Genomic DNA, 23,290 nt, shown 5'->3' with positions numbered 1-23,290 from the left:
TTTGCTGCTGCCCAGGCGCCGCCCCGCCCGCCGCCCAGCCGGCGGGGGAGAGGAGCGCTCGGGAGACGCCGGGATGGGCCTCGCGGAGCCGATGGCTCGCGGCCCGTCCTCGGGATCGTCTCGCCATGACCAGCAACGCCCATGCCGCCGCGCCGCTCGCCCGTGGACGGCGCCGTCCAGCGGCCAGCGCCCGCCGTCGCGCGGCGCCCGCCGGCCGCGGGACGGCCGGGCCAAGGCCGCGCTGCTTCCCCAGCAACAGCCGGTGGTGATCCGCTGCTCCGGCGCGAGCACGGCCCGCCTCCCTCCGGCGGGAGCAGGCGCGGAGGAGGCGGCCCGCTACCGCGCCGCGGCGGGGGCCTCGCGCCGTCCCTGGACGCCGAACGCGTCGAGCAGGTAGTCGCGGAAGGCGCGGATCTTGGACGGCAGGAAGCGCGTCCCCGGGTGGACGAGGTACAGGGAGGCGGCGCCGTGGATCGCGTAGTCCTTGAGCACGGGCACGAGCCGCTTCGCGTCGAGGTCGCCCCGCACGTTGATCGCGGGGACCAGCGCGATCCCGCCCCCGGCCAGCGCGACCTCGCGGCAGAACGAGAAATCGGAGGCCGAGATCGCCGCGCGCACCCGGAGCTCCGCGCGATCGCGGCCGTCGCGCGCCGAGAGCGCGATCGTCGCGTGGCCGCGCGCGGTCTGGGCGAGCAGCAGCCGGTGCCCCGCGAGGTCCTCGGGCCGGCGCGCGGCCCCGTGCTTGCGCAGGTAGGAGGGCGCCGCGAACAGGCCGACCTCGATGTGCTGCAGCTTGTGGGCGATGAGCGACGAGTCCGGGAGGCTCGAGGTCGCGCGCAGGGCCACGTCGACCTGGTGGGCGTCGAAGTCGAGGAGCGCCTCGGTGAGCAGCAGCTCCAGCGAGATCTCGGGGAAGCGCTCCGCGAAGCCGGCCGAGAGCGGCGCCAGGATGCTCAGCCCGAGATCGAACGGCGCCGTCACGCGCAGGTGCCCGCGCGGCCTCGAGCGCGCCTGCTGCACCGCCACGTTCGCGTCCTCCAGCAGCTCGATCGCCCGGCCGACGCGCATCCGGTAGGCGAGGCCGTCCTCCGTCGCCTGCACGAGCCGCGGGCTGCGGCGGAGCAGCTCCACCCCGAGCGCGTGCTCCAGGCGCGTGATGCGGCGGCTGACGCTTCCCTTCGTCTCGCCCAGCGTCTTCGCGGCCGCCGTGATCGATCCGAGGTCGACCACCAGGCAGAAGGCCCGCAAATCGCTCACATTCGCGTCGATCGTTTCCGCTTTGGCAACCTGGCGTTTCATTGCAGGGTCATTGTACCACTATCGGAAACGACCTAGGGTGGGCTCATCATGGATCGCCGGGCTGCATTAAGGCTCCTCCTTGCCGCGGGCGGGGCCGCACCGATCGCCGGCGCCTGCGGGCGCTCGACGTCGACCGCGCCCGGCCCGGCTCCAGCGTCGAGCTCCACGTCCACCGCGGCCGAGAGAGGTTCGATGTCCGACACCCAGCAAACAGCGCGCGAGGGGCGCATGCCGGCCCTGTTCCTCGCGCATGGCTCTCCCTTCCTGCTCGACGATCGCGCGTGGGTCGCCGAGCTCGCCGCCTGGGCGCAGGCGGTGCCGCGCCCCACGGCGATTCTCATGATCTCGGCCCACTGGGTGGACGCGCCGGTCACGCTCGGCGCGACCGAGGCCGTGCCCCTCGTCTACGACTTCTACAACTTCCCCGAGAAGTACTATCAGGTGGAGTACCCCGCGCCCGGCGCCCCCGCGCTCGCGCGGCGCGTCCGGGAGCTGCTCGGCCCGCTGGGGCCGGTCGCCGAGGCGCCTCGCCGCGGGCTCGACCACGGCGCCTACGTGCCGCTCCTCTGCATGTACCCCGGCGCGGACGTCCCGGTGCTCCAGATCTCTTTGCCGACGCTCTCTCCGGCTCCGCTCCTGGAGATGGGGCGAGCGCTCGCGCCGCTCCGCGACGAGGGGGTGTTGATCGTCGGCAGCGGTTTCTTGACCCATAACCTCCGCGCGGCAGACTGGCGCGGAGATGCGGTCGCGCAGCCCTGGGCCACGGAGTTCGACGCATGGTGCGCCGAGGTCCTCTCGCAGCGCGACGTGGGCGCGCTCATCGAGTACCGCGCCCGCGCGCCGGGCGTGCGGATGGCGCTCCCGACCCACGAGCATTTCGTGCCGGTCGTCGCCGCCATGGGGGCGTCGATCGACGTGAGCGAGCCGGTGCAGTTCCCCATCACGGGGCTCACCTATGGCTCGTTCACGAGACGTTCTGTGCAGTTTGGCTGACCAATAAGGAGATTGTCTCTCATGTTCACCGCTCGTTTCGCTCGCATCGCCCTCCCCGCCGCCCTCTTGCTCTCGCTCGCGGGGTGCGAGGACCCGACCAAGGACAAGCCCAAGGCGACCATCTCGACCGCCGCGCCCGCGCAGACCCAGGCCGCCGCCGCGCCCTCGGGCCCCGCCGAGACGCTGCCCCTCGACGTGGCCGCCTCGACCATCGGCTTCGTCGGCTCGAAGGTCACGGGCAAACACGAGGGAAAATTCGAGAAGATCTCGGGCTCGATCACGCTCGCCGGCGGCAAGGCCGCGGGCGGCAAGCTCACCATCGAGGCCGACGCGTCGTCGGTGAAGACCGACGCCGAGAAGCTCGACGGCCACCTCAAGTCGCCGGACTTCTTCGACGTCGAGAAGTACCCGAAGGCGACGTTCACCTCGACCGAGATCAAGGCCGGCGGCGAGAAGGGCGCGACGCACACCGTCACCGGCGAGCTCGATCTGCACGGCGTGAAGAAGACCATCACCTTCCCCGCGACCATCACCGAGGGCGCCGATGCCGTGTCGGGCAGCGCGGAGTTCGTGATCAACCGCAAGGACTTCGGCATCGTCTATCCGGGCAAGCAGGACGATCTGATCCGCGACGACGTGCTGCTGAAGCTCTCGCTCAAGGCGCCCCGCAAGCAGGGCTGAGCGCCGGCCGAACACCGGGCGCGCCGCCCATGGGCTTCACGAGCCAGCTCATGAAGCTGGACGGGTTGCTCGCGCTCGCCCGCGGGGCTCCCCCTGTCAAACCTGGCTGAAGCCGCCGTCCGCGACCAGGTCGATGCCCGTGGAGAAGCTGCTGTCGCTCGATGCGAGGAAGAGCACCGCGCGCGCCATCTCGGAGGCCTCGCCGACTCGCCCGAGCGGTAACAGGCGAGCAAACTCGGCGCGCATGGCGTCGGCCTCTGCCTTGGTCTTCGCCTGCGCGTCGATGATCGGCGTGTCGATGGGGCCCGGGCTCAGCGTGTTGACGCGGATGCCCCGATCCTTCAGCTCGGCGGCCCACGAGCGGGCAAACGAGCGCATCGCCGCCTTGCTGGCGGAGTACGTCGTGTACACGGGGATCCCCTTCAGGTGAGCGGCCGACGACACCAGCACGATCGCCCCTCCGCTCCGTAGCAGCGGCAGCGCCTTCTGGACGGTGAAGAACGTGCCGCGCGCGTTGACGTTGAAGGTCCGGTCGAAGTGCTCCGGCGTCGCCTGGGCGAGCGTGGCGAGCTCCACGAACCCGGCGTTGGCGACGACGATGTCGAGCGCGCCTTTCTCGGCCTTCACGGTCGCGTAGAGGCGATCGAGGTCATCGAGGCTTGCGACGTCGCCTCGGACCGTGGTCACGCTTCGACCCAGCTCCTCCCGCGCCTTGTCCAGCTCCGCCTGGCGCCGGCCCATGATGAACACGTGCGCCCCCTCGTCCACGAAGGTCCGGGCCGTCGCCAGCCCGATGCCGCTGCTTCCTCCCGTGATGACAGCAACCTTGCCGCTGAGCTTCGCCATGATCTCTCCAACTTCGATGGACCGCGAGCGCCGCCGATCCGCTCGGCGCCTCGATCGCCCGGAAAGATGCGCGCGCCGGCGCCCCCGGAGAACTGCCTGGCGCCGCATACCCCGTATTCCCGGCGGGAATGGCCGCGGCCCCTCCGAGGGGAGGCCGACCAGCCTCATCGCGCTCTCAGGCCTGCAGACGGCGCGACCTCGTCGGTGAGGAAATCGATGAACGTCCTGGCCTTGCTGCTGAGCGCCCGCCCGCTCGGGCAAAGCGCGTGAATCGCCACCCGCGGCGGCCTGTCGGCGACGAGCAGCCGGGCGACGGCGCCCGACGCGAGCGCGTCGGCGAAGAGCCACTCGGGGACGTGCGTTATGCCGAGCCCCGCGAGCACCGCCGCGCGCACGCTCTCGGCGTCGTTGCAGCGCAGCGGCCCCGCCGGCGTGAGGGTGACCGCGTCCTTCCCGGAGCGAAACTCCCATGGCCGCGGGCTTCCACAAACCATGAAGGCGACACACGCGTGGCGGCCGAGATCACCGAGGCTGCGCGGCGGCCCGCGCCGCTCGAGGTAACTGGCGGACGCGACGGTCACGACATCGAAGGTACCGATCCGGCGGCTCACCAGCGACGAGTCGCGCAGCTGCCCGACGCGGACGGCCACGTCGAACCCCTCTTCCACGAGGTTCACGTAGCGATCGTCGACATCGAGGTCGATGTGGAGCCCCGGGTAACGGTCGAGCAGCGCAGGCAAGAGCGGCACCATGTACATGCGGCCGAAGCCCGCCGGGGCCGTCACCCGAAGCTGGCCGACCACGGCGCCTTGCCCGTGCGTGGCCCGCGCCTCGGCCGCGTCGAGCTCCGCGAGCAGCCGCACGAGCGCGTCGTAGAGGTCCCGCCCCGCCGCCGTCGTGCTCAGGCCGCGAGACGTTCGCCGCAGGAGCTGCGTGCCGAGGCGCTTCTCGAGCGCGGCGACTTGCTTGCTCGCCGTCGACTGCACCACGCCCTCGACCTTCGCCGCCTTCGAGAAGCTGGCAGTCTCCACCACGCGAACGAACAGGCGCATCGTGTTCAGCCGGTCCATGGGCGCCGCATTACTACCTGCATGGTGGCCGAGCAATGCCGGCCGACTGCAGGCGACCGTCCGCTGCGACGCTTCGTCAGCCAGCGTCTCGCTGGAGACGACGTCGAAGGCTGGATATCAGCTCGTAACCGACAGGATTCGAGAACTCTCGCTCGAGGAACTCGAGCAACCGGGCCGCTTCTGTCAGCGTCAGATCATCGGAATGCCACCCGGTGCCCAGCTCGTCGTCGCCATGGAGGAGCACGTAGGTGAGCGCCCGATCCGAATCCGCGATCGCCGCAGGAATTCCGAGCGACATGAGCTGAGTCCGATGACGGAGGCGCCAACCCGAGCTCCCGGGGGCGAGGGTCGAGGGCCGACGGTATGCCATTCGTGTTTCCAGGGTGCGGTCATGAGGGAGGACCATGCTACCGCTGTTCTGCCGCGCCGCGAAGCAGCGCCAGGTTAGCCGACGCGCTCGCCCAGCACCACCGCCACATCGTCCTGCAGATTGCCGGACGGAAGAGTCACCGCCTGGATCAACGCCTCGACCGCCGTATTCACATCGCCCGTGCGCGCAAGAGCGTTGATGGTCGCAAGCGACGTGTACTTCAGCAGGCCATCGGTGGCGACCAGGAGGCGTCCCGAGAGCGCCTGGCGGGGAATGATCGCGGGCCTGCACGCGCCGCTGCCGACCAGCGGCTTGCGGCGCTGCGCCGCCGCCAGCTCGATCGGTCCGTCAGGCGTGACGAGGAGCGCGCCCGAGTCGCCCACGCTGGCGCCCCAGAGCTCGCCTCGGCTCACCTGGACCACAACGAGGGTCGTCTCGCCACATCTGGGCTCCGCTTCCAGCTCACGGTCGAGCTGGCTGAGGCGCTCGCACCAGCCGTCCGCGTCGAGCTCCATCTCGGCGCCGAGCGCCGCCATCGCGCTCGTCGCCGAGCGGGCGGCGGCCGCACCGCCCGAGAGCCCGCCCGCCCCGTCGGCGACGGCCACGGTCCACCGATCGCCACGGCAGCTCAGCTCGAGACGATCCTCGTTCGCGCTACCTGCCACGCGGCGTGACCAGAAGCGCATCCAGCCAGAGGAAGGTTCGAGCCGCTCCCACTCGCCGCAGCGTTCCGAGAGCGTGATCTCTATCGAGTGAACAACGTTGTCCCGGAACCAGATGGCTGCGCCCTCACCGAGGCCGCATTTCGAGCAGCCGCGTTCAACGAACCCGGGCACTGTGACGAGTCCGCCCACGTTCTCGCCATCGTCGATGAGCGGCGCCGGGCGCCCGGGCGGATCGAACCAACAAATTCGGTCACCGAGCCTGTACTCGTGAAGCCGGCAGTAGCCGTACTTGTACTGGACGCGCCACTCCTGGAAATGTCCACAGCTGGGGCAGTCCGCTCGGGCGATGACGACGTCGAATACTCCCATGACGCTTTGCTTGGCTAACCGATCACGGATGTCTCTGCACCAGCATCGCCGCGTGGGCGAAGGTCACCAGCACCAGCGCGAACAGGTGCACGATGCCAAAACGCTCCAGATTCCGCTCGAACCCGAAGACGGCGGCCACATTCCTGAACGCAGGCGCTGCAAATGCTGACATCAGCGGCAGCGATGAGGCGCTCGAGAACGGCCACCCCGCGTCGACAGAACGAACACTGAGAGCGCGCATCAGCGACTCCGTCGCTGGCCGCCACCCTGTCCGACAGCTCAATCCAGACGCCCGACATGTCAACGAGCTATCATCACCCTTCGAGTTGCAGCCTGTCATCGTAGGGCCACAAATCATCATGCGGCTTCATCGCGAAGATGAAACAGCGGTTGATGAGCAGCTCGACGCGCTCCTCCCGCGTCAGCCCATCGTTATCTTCGTTCGTTGACTCCAGCGTGCTCAGATCGCGCTTACCATCGACGTTGTAGTACAGCTTTTGGCCCACGCGATAATCCCTGCGGAAGGCGGTACGCCACTGCGAGTTGCTGCCCCAGCCATGGGAGAGGTCCTGCGCGGGGCGGTTCTTCCGCCGGTACGCCCAGTATACGGTAGAGGATTCGGCGACGTCCTTGCGGATGATGTCGCTGCCGCCGCACACGCGCGCTCCGGCCCTGGAGAAGAGCATGTCGCCGAGCATCAGGCACGGCCAGGAGCAGCTTACGAGCGATACCGGCTGACGGCGGTCGTCGGCGTGCTCGACCTCGACGATCTCATGATAGAACGGCGAGAACGAGGGCATCTGGGCGATGGTGAGCCCCAGCGCCTCCGCAAACGCCACGTACTCGGCCTTCGAGATCAATGGCCCCGGCCAGTCCGATCCGTCCGCCGTCCCGCGCTGAAACCGCAGCAGTAAGGTGTCATTGACGCGACTCAAGGCATACAGCCGCCACAGGTCCTCGACGTCGACGGACGGGATGGGGCTTCCGCGCCGGAAAGCGAAGGAGCGGAGCCAGGTCCGCTCGTCGGCGTTCGCCCTGAGCCAGGGTGCGAGCACATCCGGATAGAACGAGCCACCGTCGTACTCGAGGATCGAGTCATGGAGCTCACGGTAGATTGCTTGTGCGCTATGCATCGTGTTCCCCGATGGGCCTGACGATATCGCCGGCCACGCTGTTCGGTGTCGCGAAGCCGTGAGATCCCACGGGCAGCGGCGCCGGAGCACATCCCCCAACGCCCGCGCTCACCAACCCCCGCCAACACGCCTCCGCCTTGATTCCTTTCCGGCAAGCCCGCGTGACTATGACGACCTATTGGGGGTCAGCTCCTTGGTCATCATGAGCCGCGGAGAGACCTTGAACCCCTGCGCCTCGTACAAGGCGAGCGCTCGCTGATTGTCCGGTCGCACCATGAGATGGACGGCGTTCACGTTGCGCTCCCGCAGGTGTTGTACGGTCGATTCCAGCAGGGTCCGCCCCAGCCCCCGCCGTCGGGACCCAGGCTCCACGAAGATTTCCGTCACGAAAGCATCACGCCCCGCGAACTCAAGATCATACCCGAACGTGGCCAGGCTATAACCGACGAGGGGGCGACGCACGCCGACACGCGCAACCAGGATCAGCCCGAGGTCGTCGTCGTCGAGCACACGGTGCAGCGCGGGAATCATCGACTCGGGCCTCCAGAGAATGCCCTCGGCCTCGTTGAAGGCGACCATCAACGGGAGGAGGTCGCGCGCGTCTTCGCTCCTGGCGAGCGCTATTTCTTCGGGCTCTTCCATGTGCGTTCACCTGCTCCGCTGTCTTGGTCCGCATGGCACCGCGCCTCAGCCGCGCGGGCTTCCCGCGTCCGCTGCCGGCGTTTGTCAGCGCGGACCGAGCGAGCCCTGCCGAGCTCCCCAAGGGTAGCCCCGCCTCGTACCGCCGTCGCTGGTCTGCCTGGTGCGCCGCCCGTTCGTCGCGGCCACGCCTCCTGAACTACCCGCATGCAACCGATATTACAGGGCGCTGCGGTTTCTGTCAGCCGATCTTCACGTCTGCGGAGCGCGATCGAGGCTGGTCGGGCCCGCGAGGCCGCAAACCCAACCTGGGGCGGATTGCCCCCGGCCTCTCTCCGGCGGAGCGCCGCGTCGCCCGCGGTTTGCGCCGCGCCTTCCACCGTCTCCGCCCGGAGCTTCGCGACACCGCGCACCGCATCAGCGTCCCCCTCGCCGATCACGTGATCGTCACGCCCTCCGGGCGCTCTCCTCCGTGCTTCGCTGCTGACACCGGTCCGGCTCTGCCGCCGGACCTGCGCGATGCCAGCCAACGTCGGCAATCACCGCTGCAGCGTGCATCTCCCGATCGCTGGCGAATCGCGTGGTGCTCATTCCCCCAGTCGACCAGAAATCTCGGGCGACCGACCACGATTCCCAAACGACTGGCTCCACCTGCCGGTAATTGCTCGTGCTTCCCTGCTGCATTACGAACGCATCTGGAATCTCGTGGCGCGAATCGACGACTCTCCGAGTCGTCGATTCGCATCGAAACATGCTGGCTTATCCCGCGATGGTGAATTAGAGTCTCTCGCGAATGCACAACCGCTCCGACCAGTTCACCAAGAACCTGCTGCGCGACGGGCTGAGCCTCGTCTCAGCGGCCGAGACCGAGGTCGAGGTGCTGGCGGCGACACAGAAGATCGATGTCTACAGCGTGCCTGATCCCGCGCGGGAATCCGAACGCGCCGGCATGGGCCTGCTCGGCGAGCTCTCGGCGGAGCCGAGCTTGTTCGAACCATTTCACGGCACGCCGGGCCTTCGTCGGGTCCGGCACTGCCTGCGCAAGCAGCTCACGTGGCACCACGAGCTCGAGCGCCGCGCCCGCGCTGCAGCCCGCTCCGTAGCGCCGGACGAGGACACCGACCCGCCGCCGCAGCCGGAGGTCGCGTTCCCTGCGCTGGTCGTCATCAGCCCGGGGCGTCCTGAGACGGTGCTCGACGCCTACCGGTGCGAGCCGGTGCAAGCCGGCGTCTACCACGCCGTACCGGGCCTGGTGATGCGCGTGGTGGTGCTCGCAGAGCTGCCCCGGACGCGTGCGACGCTGCTGCTGCGGCTGCTCGGCTCGGGCCGCCGCTTGCGCGAGGCGCTGGCGGATCTGGCGGCACTGCCAGACGATGCCTGGGAGAAGAGCGTCGCCACGCCGCTGCTGGTACACTTCCGGCACGGAATCCAGGAGCCGACGACCGACGAGGAGGACGATGTGAGCGCAGAGATCCGGGCGTGGTTCAAGGAGTACGAGCAGAAGCTCCGCTCCGAGGAGCGGAAGGAAGGTCGTGACGAGGGGCGCGCCCAGGGGCGCGCCGAGGAGGCGGCGCGTGCCGTGCTGACCGCGCTCCGGGTCCGTGGCATCGCGGTGCCGGACGCTGCGCGCGAGCGCATCCTGGCCGAGAAGGATCCGGAGGCGCTGGAGCAGTGGCTGGAGCGGGCCATCGTCGCCACATCGCTCGCCGAGGTGCTCGACGAGCTGAGCTGAGCGATGCAGGCCAGCGGCGCGCTGCCCGACTCGTAGGCTTCAGCAACGACCTTGCATCGTTCTCGAGACCGTCAGCGGTGAGCTCCGGTCGAGGGCCCCACCGCGGCGAGGCCGTGAGAGGCGTTCTCGGCCATTGCATCGATAGAACGGAGAACCACGGAGCTCGGGCAGCTCCGCTACCCCGATGCTCCACGGCCACGCTGGACGATCGCCGCCGGCTCATCGTATCGAGCAGGAAGGCGGGAGGGCCGGGAGAACAGCCCCTCAGGGCCCTCGCGCCTCCGCCTCTCCGCTCCTTCCGCGCCACGATCGTGCTCGCCGCGCCGGCCTCGGCCACGCCGTGAGAACGATGCGCGCATGCTCCACAGCGACGTCTCTCGACACGCCCTCTGCCTGCTCGCGTCCTTCTTCGCCTCCACGCTCGTCGCCGGCTGCGCCGACGACGACGCCGTGCCGCCGCACGAAGGCGATCCGGTCTGCACCGGCTGGGGCGACGAGGCGCCTGCCGACGGCGTCCTCGAGCTGCCCCGCCCGACCGGCCCGCACCCGGTCGGCACGCAGATCCGCGCCCTCACCGACAGCGCGCGTGGCGAGGAAGCAACGGAGGATCCCGACGACCGCCGGGAGCTCATGGTGCAGCTCTTCTACCCGGCCGATCCTTGCGGCACAGGGCAGCTCGCGCCGTACCTGTCGCCGGAGGAAGGCGACAGCCGCCGCACGACCGGCGGCCTCCCGGCCGAGGACGGCTTCGAGGCGAGCATCGTCACGCACGCGCGCGTGGGCGTGCCGCTCGCTGAAGACGGCGCGCCCCACCCGGTGCTCCTCTTCTCGCACGGGTTCGGGATGCTCCGCGCCGACTACACGAGCCTCCTCGAGGACCTGGCGAGCCACGGCTTCGTGGTGGCCGCCATCAGCCACACCTACGACACCGAGCTCGCGGTGTTCCCCGACGGCCGCGCCGTGCCCTTCGGCTCGGTCGTCCTGACGCCGGCGATGGACGCGTCGGAGGAGGAGATCGAGGCCTTTTCTCAGGCGATGAACGAGCACGTCGCGGTCTGGGTCGACGACGCGCGCTTCGTGCTCGACGAGCTCACGGCCGCCGCGCAGGACGACCCGGGCGGCCTGCTCACGGGCCGGCTCGACCTCGAGCGGGTCGGCGTGCTCGGCCACTCCTACGGCGGCGCGATGGCCGCCGAGGTATGCGCCCGCGACGACCGCTTCGACGCCGGCCTCGACATCGACGGCAGGCTCTTCGGGCCGCAGGACGGCGCCGGCGGCAGGGGCCTCGCGCAGCCCTTCTTCATCATGCTCGCGGCGGACCACCCCGACGATCCGAGCATCGACGAGACCTACGGCGCGCTGAACGGCCAAGGCTACCGGGCGCGGGTCGAAGACACCGCCCACCTCAGTTTCTCGGACCTGCCGATCGTCGTCGAGCACTTCCTTGGCGAGGGCGTCCTCCCGGAGCTGCTCGGCACGCTCGATCCGACCCGCGCGGTCGAGATCACGAACGCGTACACGCGCGCCTTCGTCCAGGCGCACGTGCGCGGCGAAGCGGCGCCGCTGCTCGACGGCCCCTCGCCGGAGTACCCGGAAGTGACCTTCGAGAAGCGGCCCTGACGCCGGGAGGGCCCGATGAGCCCGCCCGCCCAAGCGCCGCGCCCGCCCGCCAGCCCCGCGCTCCTCGCCTCGGCGCTCTGGAACGTCGAAGATGTCAACCCCCCATGTCCGCGGTACACCCACGTCGTGGGCGCTGTAGAGTCGGTCCCTGGAGATCGCCGCCGTCCTCAAGCCCCTGGAGAGGTTCATGCTGACGAAGCTCAACGAGCGTGAAGCCGTCGCGTCCTGCGAGCGCTGCTGGGAGCAGGAGATCGTCCCCGCGCTGCACGACTACATCCGCATCCCCAACAAGTCGCCCGCCTTCGACCCCGCCTGGCGCGAGAACGGCCACATGGACAGGGCGGCGTCGCTCATCGCGGCCTGGTGCGAGGCGCAGCCGATCCCCGGGCTCACGGTGGAGGTCGTGCGCATCGGGAACCGCACGCCGGTGATCCTGATGGAGGTGCCAGGCACGCGCGACGACACGGTGCTCCTCTACGGGCACCTCGACAAGCAGCCCGAGATGACGGGGTGGCGCGAGGGGCTCGGCCCCTGGGAGCCGGTGCGCGAGGGCGACAAGCTCTACGGACGCGGCGGCGCCGACGACGGCTACTCGGCCTTCGCGTCGCTCGCGGCGCTGCGCCTGCTGCACGAGCAGGGGATCCCGCACGCGCGCTGCGTGATCCTCATCGAGGGCTGCGAGGAGAGCGGCAGCCCGGACCTGCCGGCCTACATCGACGCGCTCGCGGGGCGCATCGGCAAGCCGAGCCTCGTCGTGTGCCTCGACTCCGGCTGCGGCAACTACGACCAGCTCTGGACCACGACGTCGCTCCGCGGGCTGCTCCAGGGCACGCTCGACGTGAACATCCTGCGCGAGGGCGTCCACTCGGGCGTGGGCAGCGGCGTGGTGCCCTCGAGCTTCCGGATCCTGCGGCAGCTCCTGTCGCGCATCGAGGACGAGCGGACCGGGCGCGTCCTCGTGGACGCGCTGCACGTGCAGATCCCGGAGGAGCGCGCGGCGCAGGCGCGGGCCGCGGCCGACGTGCTGGGCGCGTCGGTCGTGTGCGAGCTGCCGTGGGTGAAGGGCGCGTGCCCGGTGACCGGCGACACGGCGGAGCTCCTCCTGAACCGCACCTGGCGCCCCGCGCTCTCCGTGACGGGCGCCGACGGCCTGCCGCCCATCGCGGGCGCGGGCAACGTGCTGCGCCCGTTCACGAGGGCGAAGCTCTCGATGCGCCTCCCGCCGCGCCTCGACCCGAAGAAGGCGGCGGCGGCCCTGAAGGAGGCCCTGGAGAAGGACCCGCCGTACGGCGCGGAGGTCCGGTTCCACGTGAGCGAGCCGTCCGCCGGATGGGACGCGCCGGCGACGGCGCCCTGGCTCGAGGCGGCGGTGCGCAAGGCGTCGAAGACGTTCTTCGACCGGCCGGCGATGGGGATCGGCGAGGGCGGGACGATCCCGTTCATGGCGATGCTGGGAGAGAAGTTCCCGGAGGCGCAGTTCCTGATCACCGGCGTGCTCGGGCCGCAATCGAACGCGCACGGTCCGAACGAGTTCCTGCACCTCGGCATGGGGAAGAAGCTGACCTGCTGCGTGGCGAGCGTGATCGCGGACCACGGGGCGCGGGCGCGCTGAGGGGCGCGGCCGCGCGCTTTGCAGACGCGCGCGTCCACGGCGGGGGCGGTCGCGAACGGGAGCCCGCGCGCGCCGCCCGTTGACACACCGTTGACACACCGCCGGGATCGCCGTGTGCTGGGGCCGAGGAGAACATCGTGATGGCACAATTTCGATATGCCGCGCTCTGCCTCGCTGCGCTCTGCGCGGGCGGCTGCGGTTCGAGCGACGAGCCCGGGGACACGGGCACGCCGGGCACGGGCGGCACGGGCGCGACCACCACCTCCCAGAGCTCGAGCTCGAGCGGCGCAGGCGGCGACGGCCAAGGGGGGACGGGCGGCGGGACCGCGACGACGACCGTCGTGGTGAACGAGATCTCGGCCAAGGGCGGCGACTGGATCGAGCTCGGCAACCCGGGCCCGGGCTCGGCCGACCTCGGCGGGCTCGGCCTGTGCGACTCCGACGACAGCGGGCAGTGCAACGCGGCCGACGCGCTCAGGTTCCCCGAAGGCACGCAGCTCGCCCCGGGCGCGTACCTGCTCATCCTCGGCGACCAGCTGCCCGAGGACGGCCCTGGGCCCCACACCGCGTGCCTGCCGGACGGCGGACCGAGCAGCTGCTTCTATGCGACCTGGAAGGTGAGCGCCTCCAGGGGCGAGACCGTCTACCTCATCTCCGAGAGCGACGAGGTGCTCGCCCGGCTCGAGTACCCGATCGAGGCGGCAGCAGATGGGCAGACGTGGGGCAGGTTGCCCGACCTGACCGGCGAAGGCGCCGCCACGGCGCCGACCCCCGGGGCGGAGAACGCGGCGCCCTGACGCCCAGCGGAGCCGCGGCGCCCTGACGCTCCGGCTGGGCCGCGGCGCCCCTGGCGCTCCGGCCGAGCCGCGGCCCCCTGGCGCTCCGGCCGAGCCGCGGCTCCTCCCGGGCCCCGTCGGCCGTCGACGGCTATCCCGCCATGCCGAGCGGCCGTGCCGAGCAGAGCGAAGCGTGCGAAAACGTCACTGAACCGCGATGCTCATGTCACCGACGTCTGCACTCGAGATCCTTCGCGCTCCGCTGCTGCCACCGCGCCGCCTCCGGGCGCCCCGTCCGGAGGGAGGGCCTGCGCCAGGCGCCTCTGCACCGCGCTCTGCGGCACCGGCGCTCGCGCTCTCGCTGCTCCTGTCGGCTTGCGGGGCCTCGGATCCGCCGGCGGTGCGGGAGTCGGGCTGCCCTCGTTGCACCGGGGCCGCGCGAATCGGCGCGCTCCCGCCGGGTGACATCGACGAGTGCTCCGGTGTCGTCACCAGCGGGCTGCACCCGGACACGCTCTATGTTCACAACGACCACGGCGATGACCCCCGGTTCTTCGCGATCGGGTTCGGCGGCGCGCTGCGGGCCGAGGTGACCGTGGCCGGCGCGGCCGCGGTCGACTGGGAGGACATCGCGCGCGGGCCTTGCCGTTCGGGCGGGGGCAGCTGCCTCTTCCTCGCGGACATCGGCGACAACGACGGCGAGCGCGATAGCTACACGATCTACGGCGTGCCGGAGCCGGACACGCTCGGAGGAGCGCCGCTCGCCTCGACCGCCGAGGTGTTCGTGCTCTCGTACCCCGACGGAGGCCACGACGCGGAGACGCTGCTCATCCACCCCGCCACCGGAGCGCTCACCCTCGTGACGAAGGTCAACAAGGGCACCTCGAGCGTCTACGAGCTGCCAGCGCTGCCCGCCGCGGGCGCGCCGGCGACGCTCGTCCGGACGGGATCCATCGAGCCGCCCGCCGGGAGCGCGCGCTTCACCAGCGGCGACGTCCACCCGGACGGCACGGGCGTGCTGCTGCGCACCTCATCACACGTGCTCTATTACCCGATGACACCGGATCAGACGGTGGCGCAGGCGCTGGCCGAACCGCCCTGCGTGCTGCCGTCGCCCGACGAGGAGCAGGCCGAGGCGATCACGTGGGTGCCCGGTGGATGGGACTACGTGACGGTCGGTGAAGGGAAAGAGGAGCCGATCCACCGCGTGTCCTGCCAGGCGCCCTGAATGGCGCCCGAGGTCCCGAGTCCGGGCGGGTCGTTGCTCGCGGCCCGATGAGGACACGGCTTCTCGGTGGACGAGGCTTTCTGTATCCTCATCCTCCTCCCACCACCGAGTCCGCAAGGAGGACCATCATGTCGCGACATGGGAAGACCGCGGCCGCGCTGCTCGCCATGGCGCTGCTCGATGCCGGCTGCGCGTCCCCCGAGCAGGACACCTCCTCCGGCGCAACGGGCGGCGGATCCACCTCGGTCAGCTCCGCGTCCAGCGCGACCGGCGGAGCCTCGTCGAGCGACGCCAGCAGCGCGTCGACAGGCCAGCCGCCCGTCAATCCGGGCGAGGTCGACTGCCGCACGCCCGGTGATGGGAAGTCCACCCTGGCCTTCGTCAACAAGTGCGACCAGCCGCTCCAGTTCCTGGGGAGCCTCATCGACGGCGGGGAGCTCGGCCCTGGGCAGTTCGCGTGCCGCGACGTGGGCACCAGCGAGGAGCCGCTGTCGTCGCTGCGCTACTGGGCATACGCCGGGTCGGACCCCGGCGGCGGCCGACACACGCTGGCCGAGATGACCCTCAACACCGATTTCAACGACTTCGATTGGTACAACATCAGCCACGTGGACGCGCACAACCTCCCGCTGGCGATCGTGCCCGTCGGACTGCCAGACTGCCGGACGCTGTCGTGCCCGACGAGCCTGCTCGCAGCGTGCCCGGAGGTGGGTCGCTACAAGGACGAAAGCGGCGCGACGATCTCCTGCGTGAGCCCTGACCGGGACGATCCCGCGAACCCCGTGGCCACGTACTTCGAAGAGCAATGCAAGGACGCGTATTCGTGGTCCGGGGACGACCAGGAGTCGATGGCCGCCTGCGCCGGGGAAGACTACGACATCGTGTTTTGCCCCTGAGCTGCCGCTGGCCTCCTCGGGCTCAGACGCCGGCGAGGGGTCGATTCATACCGTGACCCGCGTGCCGTCGAACCTGGTGAACGTGAAGCCCTCGAACGGCTCGCGGAAGGTCCGTCGCTCGTCCCGGAGCAGGCTGATCGCCACCTCCTCGCCGAGCGCCAGCGACGCCGCTGCGTCCGTGCGCCAGTGGATGCCCGCCCAGTTGCGCCCGAAGGCGGCGTTGGTCGCGAGCTTGTTCAGCTCACCGCCCACGGTCAGCGGCGGCCCGCTGTACGGAACGAGCCGGGTCGGATCGGCCGGATCGGGGACGAACGGATCCTCGATGACATGGTCCTCGTCGAAGAAGGCCTTCAGGAGCGTCACATTGACGCCCGCGATGGCGGCGGCGCCGCCCGGATAGGACCCGTGGATCGGGGCGCCCTCCGGGAAGGCCTGCGGAAGCAGGTAGCTCCCGAACGTGTCGAATGTCAGCTCGACCGCCAGCGAGCTCAGGATGTCGTCGTGCAGCGGGTACTCTCGCGCGTCGTTCGCGAGCCGGCGGTGGACCAGCCCGCCGTACGCCTCGGGGCGGATGCTGCGGTGCACGAACCACTTCTGCCAGTAGGCGGCGCGGATCGCGCGCGACGTGCCGAAGGGGAGCAGGCCCTGCAGGTAGGCGAGCGCGAAGGTCGCCGCCGCGGTGGCCTGCGTCTCCGACGTGAGGTAGGGGTTCGTGGGGCTCAGGGGGGCCGCGATGCCCCCCGGGGCGTTCGGGTTCGCGCTGCGCGCCGCGCCGAGGAGCAGCGCTGCGCCCCAGAAGCTGGACGCGCCGCCATGCACGTACTCCGCCAGATCGCGCCCTGTCGAGATGTAGCGGCGCACCGGGTCAAAGGCGATCGACCGGGTGGGAGCGCGCCCATTCTGCACCGCGAGCCACTCGGCGTAATCGGTCTGGAAGTCGTTGCCTGGCAGCGCCGTGCGGATCGCGCCCCCGATCACCTGCGGGCCATAGGGGATGTCCCGCAGGAGGAACTGCGAGATGTAAGGGCCGTCGAGCACGCCGGGAGGAACCACGTGCCTGGCCGTCCTGCCCGAGCGATCCCGGGGATCGACGTAGGTGACGCTGCCGCGGAACAGCGTGTCCAGCGTGACGCGACCGCCGACCCGGGGGCCGGTGTAGCCCGACAGACGGTCGATCTCCTCGAGCGCGTCCTCCACGTCGCTGCTGTCGGCATAACTCTCGAACGGCACATCCCGCAGGAGCGCCTTCCAGTAGACCTCGACCGCCTCGGAGGCCTTCTGCGCGCTCGCCAGCGCGGGCGCCGGGGGCACGCCGATCTGGGCCGGGGTCTTTCCGATCAGGCTGACGGCGAGCGTGCCGATCGGATTGACGAACTTGCGCGTGCCGCCGAGCGGGATGGCCTCGAAATCGTCCCATTCGCGCGACGCGTGGGCCCTCGCCGCAACGCGGTACGCGGCCAGATCCACCTCGCCTCGCGCGTCGTGCGGCAGGCCGCGCGTGTCCGTCCCGATCTTGTTCCGATAGCGCGCCTCGTCGCCGTTGTCCGGGTGTGGCGCGATCGGCTCCTCGAAATCGTCGACCGCGGCCTCCACGCGCACGCGCAACGCGCGCAGGCGGAGCTCGTGGTCGAGCGGCGAGACGCGCGGATCGCGGCGCGACGAATCGAACCCGTCGAGCAGATCGTCGACACCCCTGCCCCGCGCTGCATTGGCAACACCGGGGCTCGCGGCGAGGACGCCTCCCACGGCGAGCGAGCCGGCAACACTCATGAAGGCGCGCCGGCCTGCGACCTTCTCGGCCCCCGGTCGCCCTGCGGCGCCCTCGGAGCTCACGGGCTTCGGGGCGTCGGGAGTCGAAGCGTCGCTCCTGTGATCGCTGTCATGAGAATCGATGGTCATGGCGTTCAGCTCCGTTCGTTGGATAGACCTTCGCGTCCGCCCGCCGCGGCGTTCGCGGTCAGGCACCCGTGAGAATCGGCCTGTGCGCTCAGATCGCAGCGGGTCGTCCCGGAAGCGGAGACGGTGAGGTCGAGCTTCCGGCGACGCGCGCGCTTCGAGCGCCGACGAGGCCAGGAGAGGATCGGGCAGCGGCCTCAAGCCGCTTTGTCCGTTTTATAGGACAAACGTCTACTATAACGGATAAGATCGAGCAAGGACTTTGTTTCGCAGCGCACTGGCAGGACGTCTGTCGTCCGGGGCCCGGTGATATCGAATGAAGATGCGACAGGGCGGCGATGAGCGGACGGAACCCGCAATGCTGGAGGGCATCGTCCGTGGGGCGCGGGCGGGGGCTCTTCCAGGAGTCCTGGAGCTCTATCGAGAGCTCCAGCCCGAAGACGCGCCTTTCCCCCCGCCGGCGACGCCGCGGGGCGCCGGGCGGGTCACGGCACCGCGTGGCCGTCGACCCTGAGCTGGAACAGGAAGTACGGCGGGATGCAGGCGCCCTCGCCCGAGCTCGTCCTGGCGCACACGTAGTCCTCGCGGCAGGGCGCCTCGCTCGAGCAGCGCCGCAGGCCCGCGGGCGTGACGTGGCGGCTCAGGCACTCGGTGAACACCGTCCCGCGGGCGAGGCAGCGGTTGAACGGGTCGAGCACGGCGATGGCGCCGCAGACGCCCTCGTCCGGGAGCGCGACGCAGCTGCTCGTGCACATGCCGCCGGGGAACCCGACGGGGCTCGTGTTGCACACCGCCGCGAGCGGGCACGCCCCGGGCTGCGCCGCCGCGGCGCGATCGCGGTGCGGGTCGGCGTGGGGCACGACAGCGCCGACCTGGCACGGGTCGCCGACCTCCGGCGCCGCCGGCAGGCAGACGCCGACGGTCGCGCGGTCCTCCTGGGGGGCGTCGTACGCGGAGCACACGAGCCCTTCCGCGCAGGCCCAGCCCGCGAAGCTCGGGTCGCCCAGCCCGCAGCGCGCGCCGTACCCGCCGCGCGCGCCGTCGCCTCGCTCGGGATACGGCACCTCGTCGTCCGGGGCGGCGCCCCGAGCGATGGCCTCGACCACCGCCCGCCGGCGCGGGAGATCGCCCGCGAGGTGCGCGGACTCGACGGTGAACAGCGCGTCGTGGACGCGGCCGGGGGGCTCCTGCCCGAGCAGGTGGAAGCCGGCGACGGACCCGCTCTGGTGGCACCCGGGGCAGGTCATCTGGTCGAGCCGCCGGAGCAGCCCCTCGGGCGAGCGGACGCGCGAGAGGCCGCCGAAGTCGACGCCGGCGAAGTCGCGCGGCTCGAACAGGACACGAAAGGGCCTGTTGGCGCGGCGCGCGAGCCCGTGGGGCGTCGCCGACAGCGCCTTCGTGGCGAGGAACTCCTCGGGCAGGAGCGCGGTCCCCTCGTCGAGGCGCGCGAGGTTCTCGGGGGCCGATAGCCACGCTCGCAGCCGCTCGCGCCGCGCCGGGTCGCGCGAGAGCCGGGCGACGTCGGGGGTGTTCTCGAGGGCGAGCGGCGCGTAGCGCCCGGCGCGGGCGTCCCAGCGGAAGGCGCGGAGCACGTACTCCGCGTGCCCGCCGAGGTCCGGGCGCACGGTGGAGGGCCAGCGGACGCTCTGCAGGTTCACGACGAGCTGCGCGAGGTGCGCGCGATCGGCGGCGCCCGGGGCGAGCGGGCCCTCGGGCGAGGTGAGAAAGCGGACGAGATCCGGCCCGGAGAGCGCGCCGGCGCGCGACCAGGCCTGCGCGAGCCGGCGGCACGAGAGGGCGTCGTCGGCGGGCGCGAGCAGCTCGAACGACGCGGTCATCGGGAGGCGCGAGCTTGCTCCGGCCGGGGCCTCCGCGGCGTAAGCGAGCCGGTACACGAGGCGGGTCTCGCCGCAGCCGGAGGCGTGGAACGGGCGGCGGTCCATCCGGTTCACCACGCCGACGAGCTCGAAGCGCGCGCTCTCCGCGGAGAGCCACCGCTCGTCGAAGAGGCGGTGGGCGTGGCGGGCGACGCTGGTCCCGCTCCTCGGATCGGCGCGCTGGACCTGCCGCAGGTCGTCGGCGAGCACACGCGCGACCGAGGCGAGCTCGGCGGTGCGGGAAAGCGCGGCCAGGGAGGCGGGCGCGCGCGGCGCCCCCGTGAGCACCGAGCCGAAATCGAGGCCCGCGGCCTCGAGCCCGGCGAGCGCCGCGCCGTCCGTGATCGACAGGAGAGGCCGCCCCGGCGGCGCGGGCTCCTGCGGGGCTGCGCCGGGCGCGGGCGCGCTGGAGGCGGGGGACGGGCCGGAGGGCCGCTGCAGCGCGGCGTCCCCTGCCCCCGCGACGTCCTGTCCCGGCGCGGCGGGGCGCTCGAAGGGCCACCGCGAGCACCCGGCGAAGCTGGCGCCTGCGAGCGCGGCGAGGACGAGCGCGAGGCGGAGCCGGCGCGGAGCCATGATGCCGAGGCTACCCCCGCCCTCGCCGCGTTGCGCAAGGGGCGCTCGGTCCCCCGTCGAGAATGCGCTGCGCCGCTCCCGCAGAGGGCGCGGGCGAGCCGCCCCTGGTGCCGTCCGTCGCCTCTCCGCTGGAACCCGAGCTCGCCTCGATCCAGCGGCGGAAGAGGCGGGCCTCGCCCGGCGGGAAGAAGGCGGTGGGCGGCACCTCGGCGTGGTAGCGCCGGAACGCGGCGCTGAAGTCCGCAGGATCGCGGTCGAACCACGCCTCCGCCTCGGGCGATCCGCGCAGGAGCCGCTCGAAGCGCAGCCGCGCCACGAGCAGCGCCGACATCCTCACCCCGTCCTCGTCGGCCCCGAGCAGCGCCCGCCGGAGCGCGGGCGGCAGCGCCGGATCCTCGGCCGCGGCGCGCAGCGCGGCCACGGGATCCTGGGCGGTCATCGCGCGAGCCACGAGCGCTTCGTAACGCGCGTGCGCCTGCGCCCCGCTCAGCCGCGCCGGCCGCGCCGCCGCGCCCTCCGCTGCCCCGCCGCGGCCCTCCGCTGCCCCGCCGCGGCCCTCCCCTGCCCCGCCGCGGGCCTCCGCGCTGCCACGCGCCGCGCGCCCCGCTGACCTGCCGCCGGCCGCGCGCGTCACCTGCGCCTCCCGCGCCGGCCGAGCGCGCGCCGCGCGCGGCGGAGCTCCTCCCGCACGGCGGCCGCGTCGTCCGCGCCGTGCACCGTGCCCTCCATGCGCTCCAGCGTCACCCCGCGCAGGTTCGGGCAGCGCGGCGCGACCTCGTCCAGGAGGCGCCACACCGGCTCCGGCACGGCGTCGTCGTGGCCGTCGAGCCGCAACACCCGGCCCGAAGGCAGCCAGCCCGGATCGCTCGGGCCGCCGCCGGAGAGGTGGATCTCGATCACCCGGGCGAGATCGAGCCGCGCCACGTACTCGGCCGGATCGAAGCCGAAGTTCTCCGCCATGGTGTGGACGTTGTGCAGGTCGAGCAGCAGGTGCGTCCGCGGCGCCCTCAGGATGCGCTCGAGGAAGCGCGGCTCGTCCAGCGGATCGCCGAGCACGAAGTAGCTGACGCTGTTCTCGACGCCGACGTCCTCCACGACGGCCTGCATCGCCCGGAGCGCGCGGCGGGCGACCGCGGCGCCGTGCGCGCTCATGGGCATCGGGAGCGGCAGCCCGGTCGAGAGCCCGGCGGGCGCGCTGATCCCGAGGTGATCGGTGTACCAGCGGAACCGGAAGATCGCGTGGTCGCGCCGCAGGGCCGCGAGCCAGCGGGCGCGCCGGCCCGCGTCGGCGGCCGAGGCGCCGCCGAGCGACCAGCCGACGCCGTGGGCGACGAACGGCCGGTCCGACCGGCGCGCGAGCTCGGCGAAGCGGCGGTGAAAGCCGTTCTCCTGGAGATCGGCCTCGGCGGCGTCCGGCACGCGCCAGAGCGTCTCGGGCGCCACCTCGTAGTAGTCGGCGTCGCGCAGGATCACCTCGGCCAGCAGGTCGAGGAACGCCGCGTCGGGCTGGAGCGTGAGGCCGACCGGGATCAACGCGTTGATGCCCCGCGCCCGTCGACCGAGAAGAAGTACAGGAAGCGCCGTGACTTGGAGGGCACGTGCCCCATGCCGCAGGCCATGAGCCCGCTGTCCTCGGCCCCCTCGACGTCGATCCCGCAGCCGCTGGCGATCGCCCAGTGCGCGCCCGCCGGCGGCGCCTTCACGAGCCGCGCGCGCACGCTCGCGGCCCGGGCCTCCACGTTGCGCGCGTCGGCGCCAAGGCCCTTCCGGAGCAGCGCCCCGAGCGCGCCGATCCGCTGCGCGGCGATCCTGTCGTCGTGCTTCAGCTGCTCCTCCCGGCTCCCGGCCGCCATGCGGCGCATTCCGTCGTAGCTCGGGAACGCGACGTCGAGCTGCGTCGCGACGACAGGCACCTTGTCGGTCCTGACCACCACCAGGAGCGGCTCCCCGTTGCCGGCGCCGGGCACCAGCTTCTTCAGATCGGCCATGGTCGCGCAGACGACCTCGACGCCCGCGAGCGGGGCGAGATCCCCGTCCGCGCCGAAGTTGAGCAGCTCGCCGAACGCGTGACCGCGCTCCCACTTGGCGCTGTCGTCGGCAGGGATGACGAGGACGAGCAGCGCCCTGCTCGCCTGCCGGGCGCGGCGGAACGCGGCCGAGACCTGGACCAGCGACCCCGCGGCGGCCGCCGGCTTGCCCGTCTCGTCGCACGCGGCGCCATCGCCGAACGCGTCGCGGATGAACGCGGGCCACGCGGTGGCCGCGAGCCCTGCTGCAGTCGCTCCCAGCAAATGCCTGCGCTTCATGGTCACTCCTCACCGCCGTTCCCGAGCAGCTCGCTCTCCATCTCGCCGCGCCCCGAGGGCTCGGGCGTGAGCGGCGCGAAGGCCTCCCAGCCCGGCCGCACCAGCCTATCCTGATGCCGGCCCAGCACGATCGGCGCCGCCCCCGCGGATCGCAGCATCACGCGATCGCCCGCGGCCGAGTACTCGCCGGTCGCGACCACCTCCCCGGTGCAGCGGTCCTCGAGCGTGAAGCCCCCGGACGCGTCCAGGAGGAGCGTCCGCGGCCCCGCGGGCGAGCCAGCGGATCTCGCCCTCGGCGCCGCGGACGTGCGCGAGCATGCCCCCGCGCAGCGCGATCCGCTGCGCGCCCTCCGGGCCGCGCAGCGCGGCCGTCTCTTCCACGTCGAGGGCGACCGGCAGGATCGGCGCCCCTTGCCAGCCGTCGCTGGCCACGGTCCAGCGAGCGCGCGCCGCGGGATCGAGCAGCACGTACGCGGTCGCGTCCGGAGCGTCGATCGGCTGGGCACACCCGGCGGAGAGCAGCGCCGGACAAAGAAGGGAGAACGCAAGGAAGAGACCACGACGTCTGGGCATCGGGCGGAACCTCCGGGGAGCTGAGACGCGCCAGGTCGGCGAAAGTTGCATCCATGTTCTCCGCGGGATGTCAGCCGCCGCAGTGGCCGCGCATAGACCTCCATCGACAACGGCGAGGTGCCCGGGGCGAGCC

At 71.7% G+C, this 23,290-nt stretch carries 22 protein-coding genes; 8 read left to right on the top strand and 14 right to left on the bottom strand.

Annotated features, from left to right (window positions below):
• Window positions 1-336: 336 nt before the first annotated feature.
• Window positions 337-1,257 (bottom strand): LysR family transcriptional regulator, encoded by a 921-nt coding sequence (locus WMF12_RS00850; RefSeq protein ID WP_437859700.1) that lies wholly within the window; start codon window positions 1,255-1,257, stop codon window positions 337-339.
• 234 nt (window positions 1,258-1,491) lie between these two features.
• Here WMF12_RS00850 and WMF12_RS00845 point away from each other — a divergent pair, with 234 nt between their 5' ends.
• Window positions 1,492-2,292 carry a dioxygenase family protein gene (locus tag WMF12_RS00845; protein WP_437859690.1) on the top strand — a complete coding sequence of 267 codons (801 nt, stop codon included), beginning with the start codon at window positions 1,492-1,494 and terminating at the stop codon, window positions 2,290-2,292.
• 21 nt (window positions 2,293-2,313) lie between these two features.
• Complete coding sequence (locus tag WMF12_RS00840; protein ID WP_437859681.1) at window positions 2,314-2,973, top strand: YceI family protein; 660 nt, start codon at window positions 2,314-2,316, stop codon at window positions 2,971-2,973.
• A 96-nt stretch (window positions 2,974-3,069) separates the two neighbouring features.
• On the opposite strand, the gene WMF12_RS00835 is transcribed toward WMF12_RS00840, so the two are convergent.
• The 7 genes from WMF12_RS00835 to WMF12_RS00805 all read right to left on the bottom strand — a co-directional run bounded on the left by WMF12_RS00835 (window position 3,070) and on the right by WMF12_RS00805 (window position 8,068).
• Complete coding sequence (locus tag WMF12_RS00835) at window positions 3,070-3,819, bottom strand: SDR family NAD(P)-dependent oxidoreductase (RefSeq protein WP_437859677.1); 750 nt, start codon at window positions 3,817-3,819, stop codon at window positions 3,070-3,072.
• Window positions 3,820-3,983: 164 nt separating this feature from the next.
• Complete coding sequence (locus WMF12_RS00830) at window positions 3,984-4,889, bottom strand: LysR family transcriptional regulator (RefSeq protein ID WP_437859668.1); 906 nt, start codon at window positions 4,887-4,889, stop codon at window positions 3,984-3,986.
• Window positions 4,890-4,965: 76 nt separating this feature from the next.
• Complete coding sequence (locus tag WMF12_RS00825; protein ID WP_437859658.1) at window positions 4,966-5,187, bottom strand: hypothetical protein; 222 nt, start codon at window positions 5,185-5,187, stop codon at window positions 4,966-4,968.
• A 146-nt stretch (window positions 5,188-5,333) separates the two neighbouring features.
• Window positions 5,334-6,293 carry a protein phosphatase 2C domain-containing protein gene (locus WMF12_RS00820; protein WP_437859655.1) on the bottom strand — a complete coding sequence of 320 codons (960 nt, stop codon included), beginning with the start codon at window positions 6,291-6,293 and terminating at the stop codon, window positions 5,334-5,336.
• Between the two features lie 14 nt (window positions 6,294-6,307).
• Window positions 6,308-6,592, bottom strand: coding sequence for a ClpX C4-type zinc finger protein (locus WMF12_RS00815; RefSeq protein ID WP_437859650.1), 285 nt, complete (start codon window positions 6,590-6,592; stop codon window positions 6,308-6,310).
• A gap of 15 nt (window positions 6,593-6,607) precedes the next feature.
• A complete protein-coding gene (locus WMF12_RS00810; protein ID WP_437859642.1) occupies window positions 6,608-7,426 on the bottom strand; it encodes a hypothetical protein in 819 nt (272 codons plus the stop codon).
• A gap of 165 nt (window positions 7,427-7,591) precedes the next feature.
• A complete protein-coding gene (locus WMF12_RS00805; protein WP_437859638.1) occupies window positions 7,592-8,068 on the bottom strand; it encodes a GNAT family N-acetyltransferase in 477 nt (158 codons plus the stop codon).
• Window positions 8,069-8,858: 790 nt separating this feature from the next.
• Here WMF12_RS00805 and WMF12_RS00800 point away from each other — a divergent pair.
• The 6 genes from WMF12_RS00800 (at window position 8,859) to WMF12_RS00775 (ending at window position 15,929) form a co-directional block, all read left to right on the top strand.
• Window positions 8,859-9,797, top strand: coding sequence for a hypothetical protein (locus WMF12_RS00800; protein ID WP_437859628.1), 939 nt, complete (start codon window positions 8,859-8,861; stop codon window positions 9,795-9,797).
• Window positions 9,798-10,154: 357 nt separating this feature from the next.
• Window positions 10,155-11,417 (top strand): alpha/beta hydrolase family protein, encoded by a 1,263-nt coding sequence (locus WMF12_RS00795; protein ID WP_437859624.1) that lies wholly within the window; start codon window positions 10,155-10,157, stop codon window positions 11,415-11,417.
• A gap of 187 nt (window positions 11,418-11,604) precedes the next feature.
• Window positions 11,605-13,029: a M20 family metallopeptidase gene (locus WMF12_RS00790; RefSeq protein WP_437859613.1), complete on the top strand. Its 1,425-nt coding sequence runs from the start codon at window positions 11,605-11,607 to the stop codon at window positions 13,027-13,029.
• A gap of 140 nt (window positions 13,030-13,169) precedes the next feature.
• Window positions 13,170-13,826: a lamin tail domain-containing protein gene (locus WMF12_RS00785; RefSeq protein WP_437859608.1), complete on the top strand. Its 657-nt coding sequence runs from the start codon at window positions 13,170-13,172 to the stop codon at window positions 13,824-13,826.
• A 379-nt stretch (window positions 13,827-14,205) separates the two neighbouring features.
• Window positions 14,206-15,033, top strand: a complete 828-nt coding sequence (locus tag WMF12_RS00780; protein WP_437859597.1) for a hypothetical protein — start codon at window positions 14,206-14,208, stop codon at window positions 15,031-15,033.
• Window positions 15,034-15,161: 128 nt separating this feature from the next.
• Window positions 15,162-15,929, top strand: a complete 768-nt coding sequence (locus tag WMF12_RS00775) for a thaumatin family protein (protein ID WP_437859592.1) — start codon at window positions 15,162-15,164, stop codon at window positions 15,927-15,929.
• A 45-nt stretch (window positions 15,930-15,974) separates the two neighbouring features.
• Here WMF12_RS00775 and WMF12_RS00770 read toward each other — a convergent pair whose 3' ends face one another.
• From WMF12_RS00770 to WMF12_RS00745, 6 genes are all read right to left on the bottom strand, one after another.
• On the bottom strand, window positions 15,975-17,828 hold the full coding sequence (locus WMF12_RS00770; RefSeq protein ID WP_437859585.1) for a vanadium-dependent haloperoxidase: 1,854 nt from the start codon (window positions 17,826-17,828) through the stop codon (window positions 15,975-15,977).
• A 482-nt stretch (window positions 17,829-18,310) separates the two neighbouring features.
• On the bottom strand, window positions 18,311-20,278 hold the full coding sequence (locus WMF12_RS00765; RefSeq protein WP_437859573.1) for a hypothetical protein: 1,968 nt from the start codon (window positions 20,276-20,278) through the stop codon (window positions 18,311-18,313).
• Between the two features lie 10 nt (window positions 20,279-20,288).
• Window positions 20,289-20,912: a hypothetical protein gene (locus WMF12_RS00760; RefSeq protein ID WP_437859567.1), complete on the bottom strand. Its 624-nt coding sequence runs from the start codon at window positions 20,910-20,912 to the stop codon at window positions 20,289-20,291.
• Window positions 20,909-21,811: a DUF692 domain-containing protein gene (locus tag WMF12_RS00755; RefSeq protein ID WP_437859562.1), complete on the bottom strand. Its 903-nt coding sequence runs from the start codon at window positions 21,809-21,811 to the stop codon at window positions 20,909-20,911. Before WMF12_RS00755 ends, WMF12_RS00760 begins: the two co-directional genes overlap by 4 nt.
• Window positions 21,808-22,584 carry a hypothetical protein gene (locus tag WMF12_RS00750; protein ID WP_437859555.1) on the bottom strand — a complete coding sequence of 259 codons (777 nt, stop codon included), beginning with the start codon at window positions 22,582-22,584 and terminating at the stop codon, window positions 21,808-21,810. Before WMF12_RS00750 ends, WMF12_RS00755 begins: the two co-directional genes overlap by 4 nt.
• Window positions 22,585-22,689: 105 nt before the next feature.
• Entirely contained in the window at window positions 22,690-23,157 is a 468-nt protein-coding gene (locus tag WMF12_RS00745; protein ID WP_437859551.1) for a hypothetical protein, read from the bottom strand.
• Window positions 23,158-23,290: the final 133 nt, after the last annotated feature.

It is taken from the genome of Sorangium sp. So ce363, from assembly GCF_051520435.1.
GTDB lineage: Bacteria > Myxococcota_A > Polyangia > Polyangiales > Polyangiaceae > Sorangium > Sorangium cellulosum_B.
Note: the sequence above shows the minus strand (reverse complement) of the source record. Positions and strands in the feature narration are given on the sequence as shown.

Excerpts from the sequence above, each read along its gene's own strand:
- WMF12_RS00845 (WP_437859690.1), top strand. The coding sequence starts at position 1,492 with ATGTCCGACACCCAGCAAACAGCGCGCGAGGGGCGCATGCCGGCCCTG.
- WMF12_RS00840 (WP_437859681.1), top strand. The coding sequence starts at position 2,314 with ATGTTCACCGCTCGTTTCGCTCGCATCGCCCTCCCCGCCGCCCTCTTG.
- WMF12_RS00835 (WP_437859677.1), bottom strand. The coding sequence starts at position 3,819 with ATGGCGAAGCTCAGCGGCAAGGTTGCTGTCATCACGGGAGGAAGCAGC.
- WMF12_RS00830 (WP_437859668.1), bottom strand. The coding sequence starts at position 4,889 with ATGGACCGGCTGAACACGATGCGCCTGTTCGTTCGCGTGGTGGAGACT.
- WMF12_RS00825 (WP_437859658.1), bottom strand. The coding sequence starts at position 5,187 with ATGTCGCTCGGAATTCCTGCGGCGATCGCGGATTCGGATCGGGCGCTC.
- WMF12_RS00820 (WP_437859655.1), bottom strand. The coding sequence starts at position 6,293 with ATGGGAGTATTCGACGTCGTCATCGCCCGAGCGGACTGCCCCAGCTGT.
- WMF12_RS00815 (WP_437859650.1), bottom strand. The coding sequence starts at position 6,592 with ATGTCGGGCGTCTGGATTGAGCTGTCGGACAGGGTGGCGGCCAGCGAC.
- WMF12_RS00810 (WP_437859642.1), bottom strand. The coding sequence starts at position 7,426 with ATGCATAGCGCACAAGCAATCTACCGTGAGCTCCATGACTCGATCCTC.
- WMF12_RS00805 (WP_437859638.1), bottom strand. The coding sequence starts at position 8,068 with ATGGAAGAGCCCGAAGAAATAGCGCTCGCCAGGAGCGAAGACGCGCGC.
- WMF12_RS00800 (WP_437859628.1), top strand. The coding sequence starts at position 8,859 with ATGCACAACCGCTCCGACCAGTTCACCAAGAACCTGCTGCGCGACGGG.
- WMF12_RS00795 (WP_437859624.1), top strand. The coding sequence starts at position 10,155 with ATGCTCCACAGCGACGTCTCTCGACACGCCCTCTGCCTGCTCGCGTCC.
- WMF12_RS00790 (WP_437859613.1), top strand. The coding sequence starts at position 11,605 with ATGCTGACGAAGCTCAACGAGCGTGAAGCCGTCGCGTCCTGCGAGCGC.
- WMF12_RS00785 (WP_437859608.1), top strand. The coding sequence starts at position 13,170 with ATGGCACAATTTCGATATGCCGCGCTCTGCCTCGCTGCGCTCTGCGCG.
- WMF12_RS00775 (WP_437859592.1), top strand. The coding sequence starts at position 15,162 with ATGTCGCGACATGGGAAGACCGCGGCCGCGCTGCTCGCCATGGCGCTG.
- WMF12_RS00770 (WP_437859585.1), bottom strand. The coding sequence starts at position 17,828 with ATGACCATCGATTCTCATGACAGCGATCACAGGAGCGACGCTTCGACT.
- WMF12_RS00765 (WP_437859573.1), bottom strand. The coding sequence starts at position 20,278 with ATGGCTCCGCGCCGGCTCCGCCTCGCGCTCGTCCTCGCCGCGCTCGCA.
- WMF12_RS00750 (WP_437859555.1), bottom strand. The coding sequence starts at position 22,584 with ATGAAGCGCAGGCATTTGCTGGGAGCGACTGCAGCAGGGCTCGCGGCC.
- WMF12_RS00745 (WP_437859551.1), bottom strand. The coding sequence starts at position 23,157 with ATGCCCAGACGTCGTGGTCTCTTCCTTGCGTTCTCCCTTCTTTGTCCG.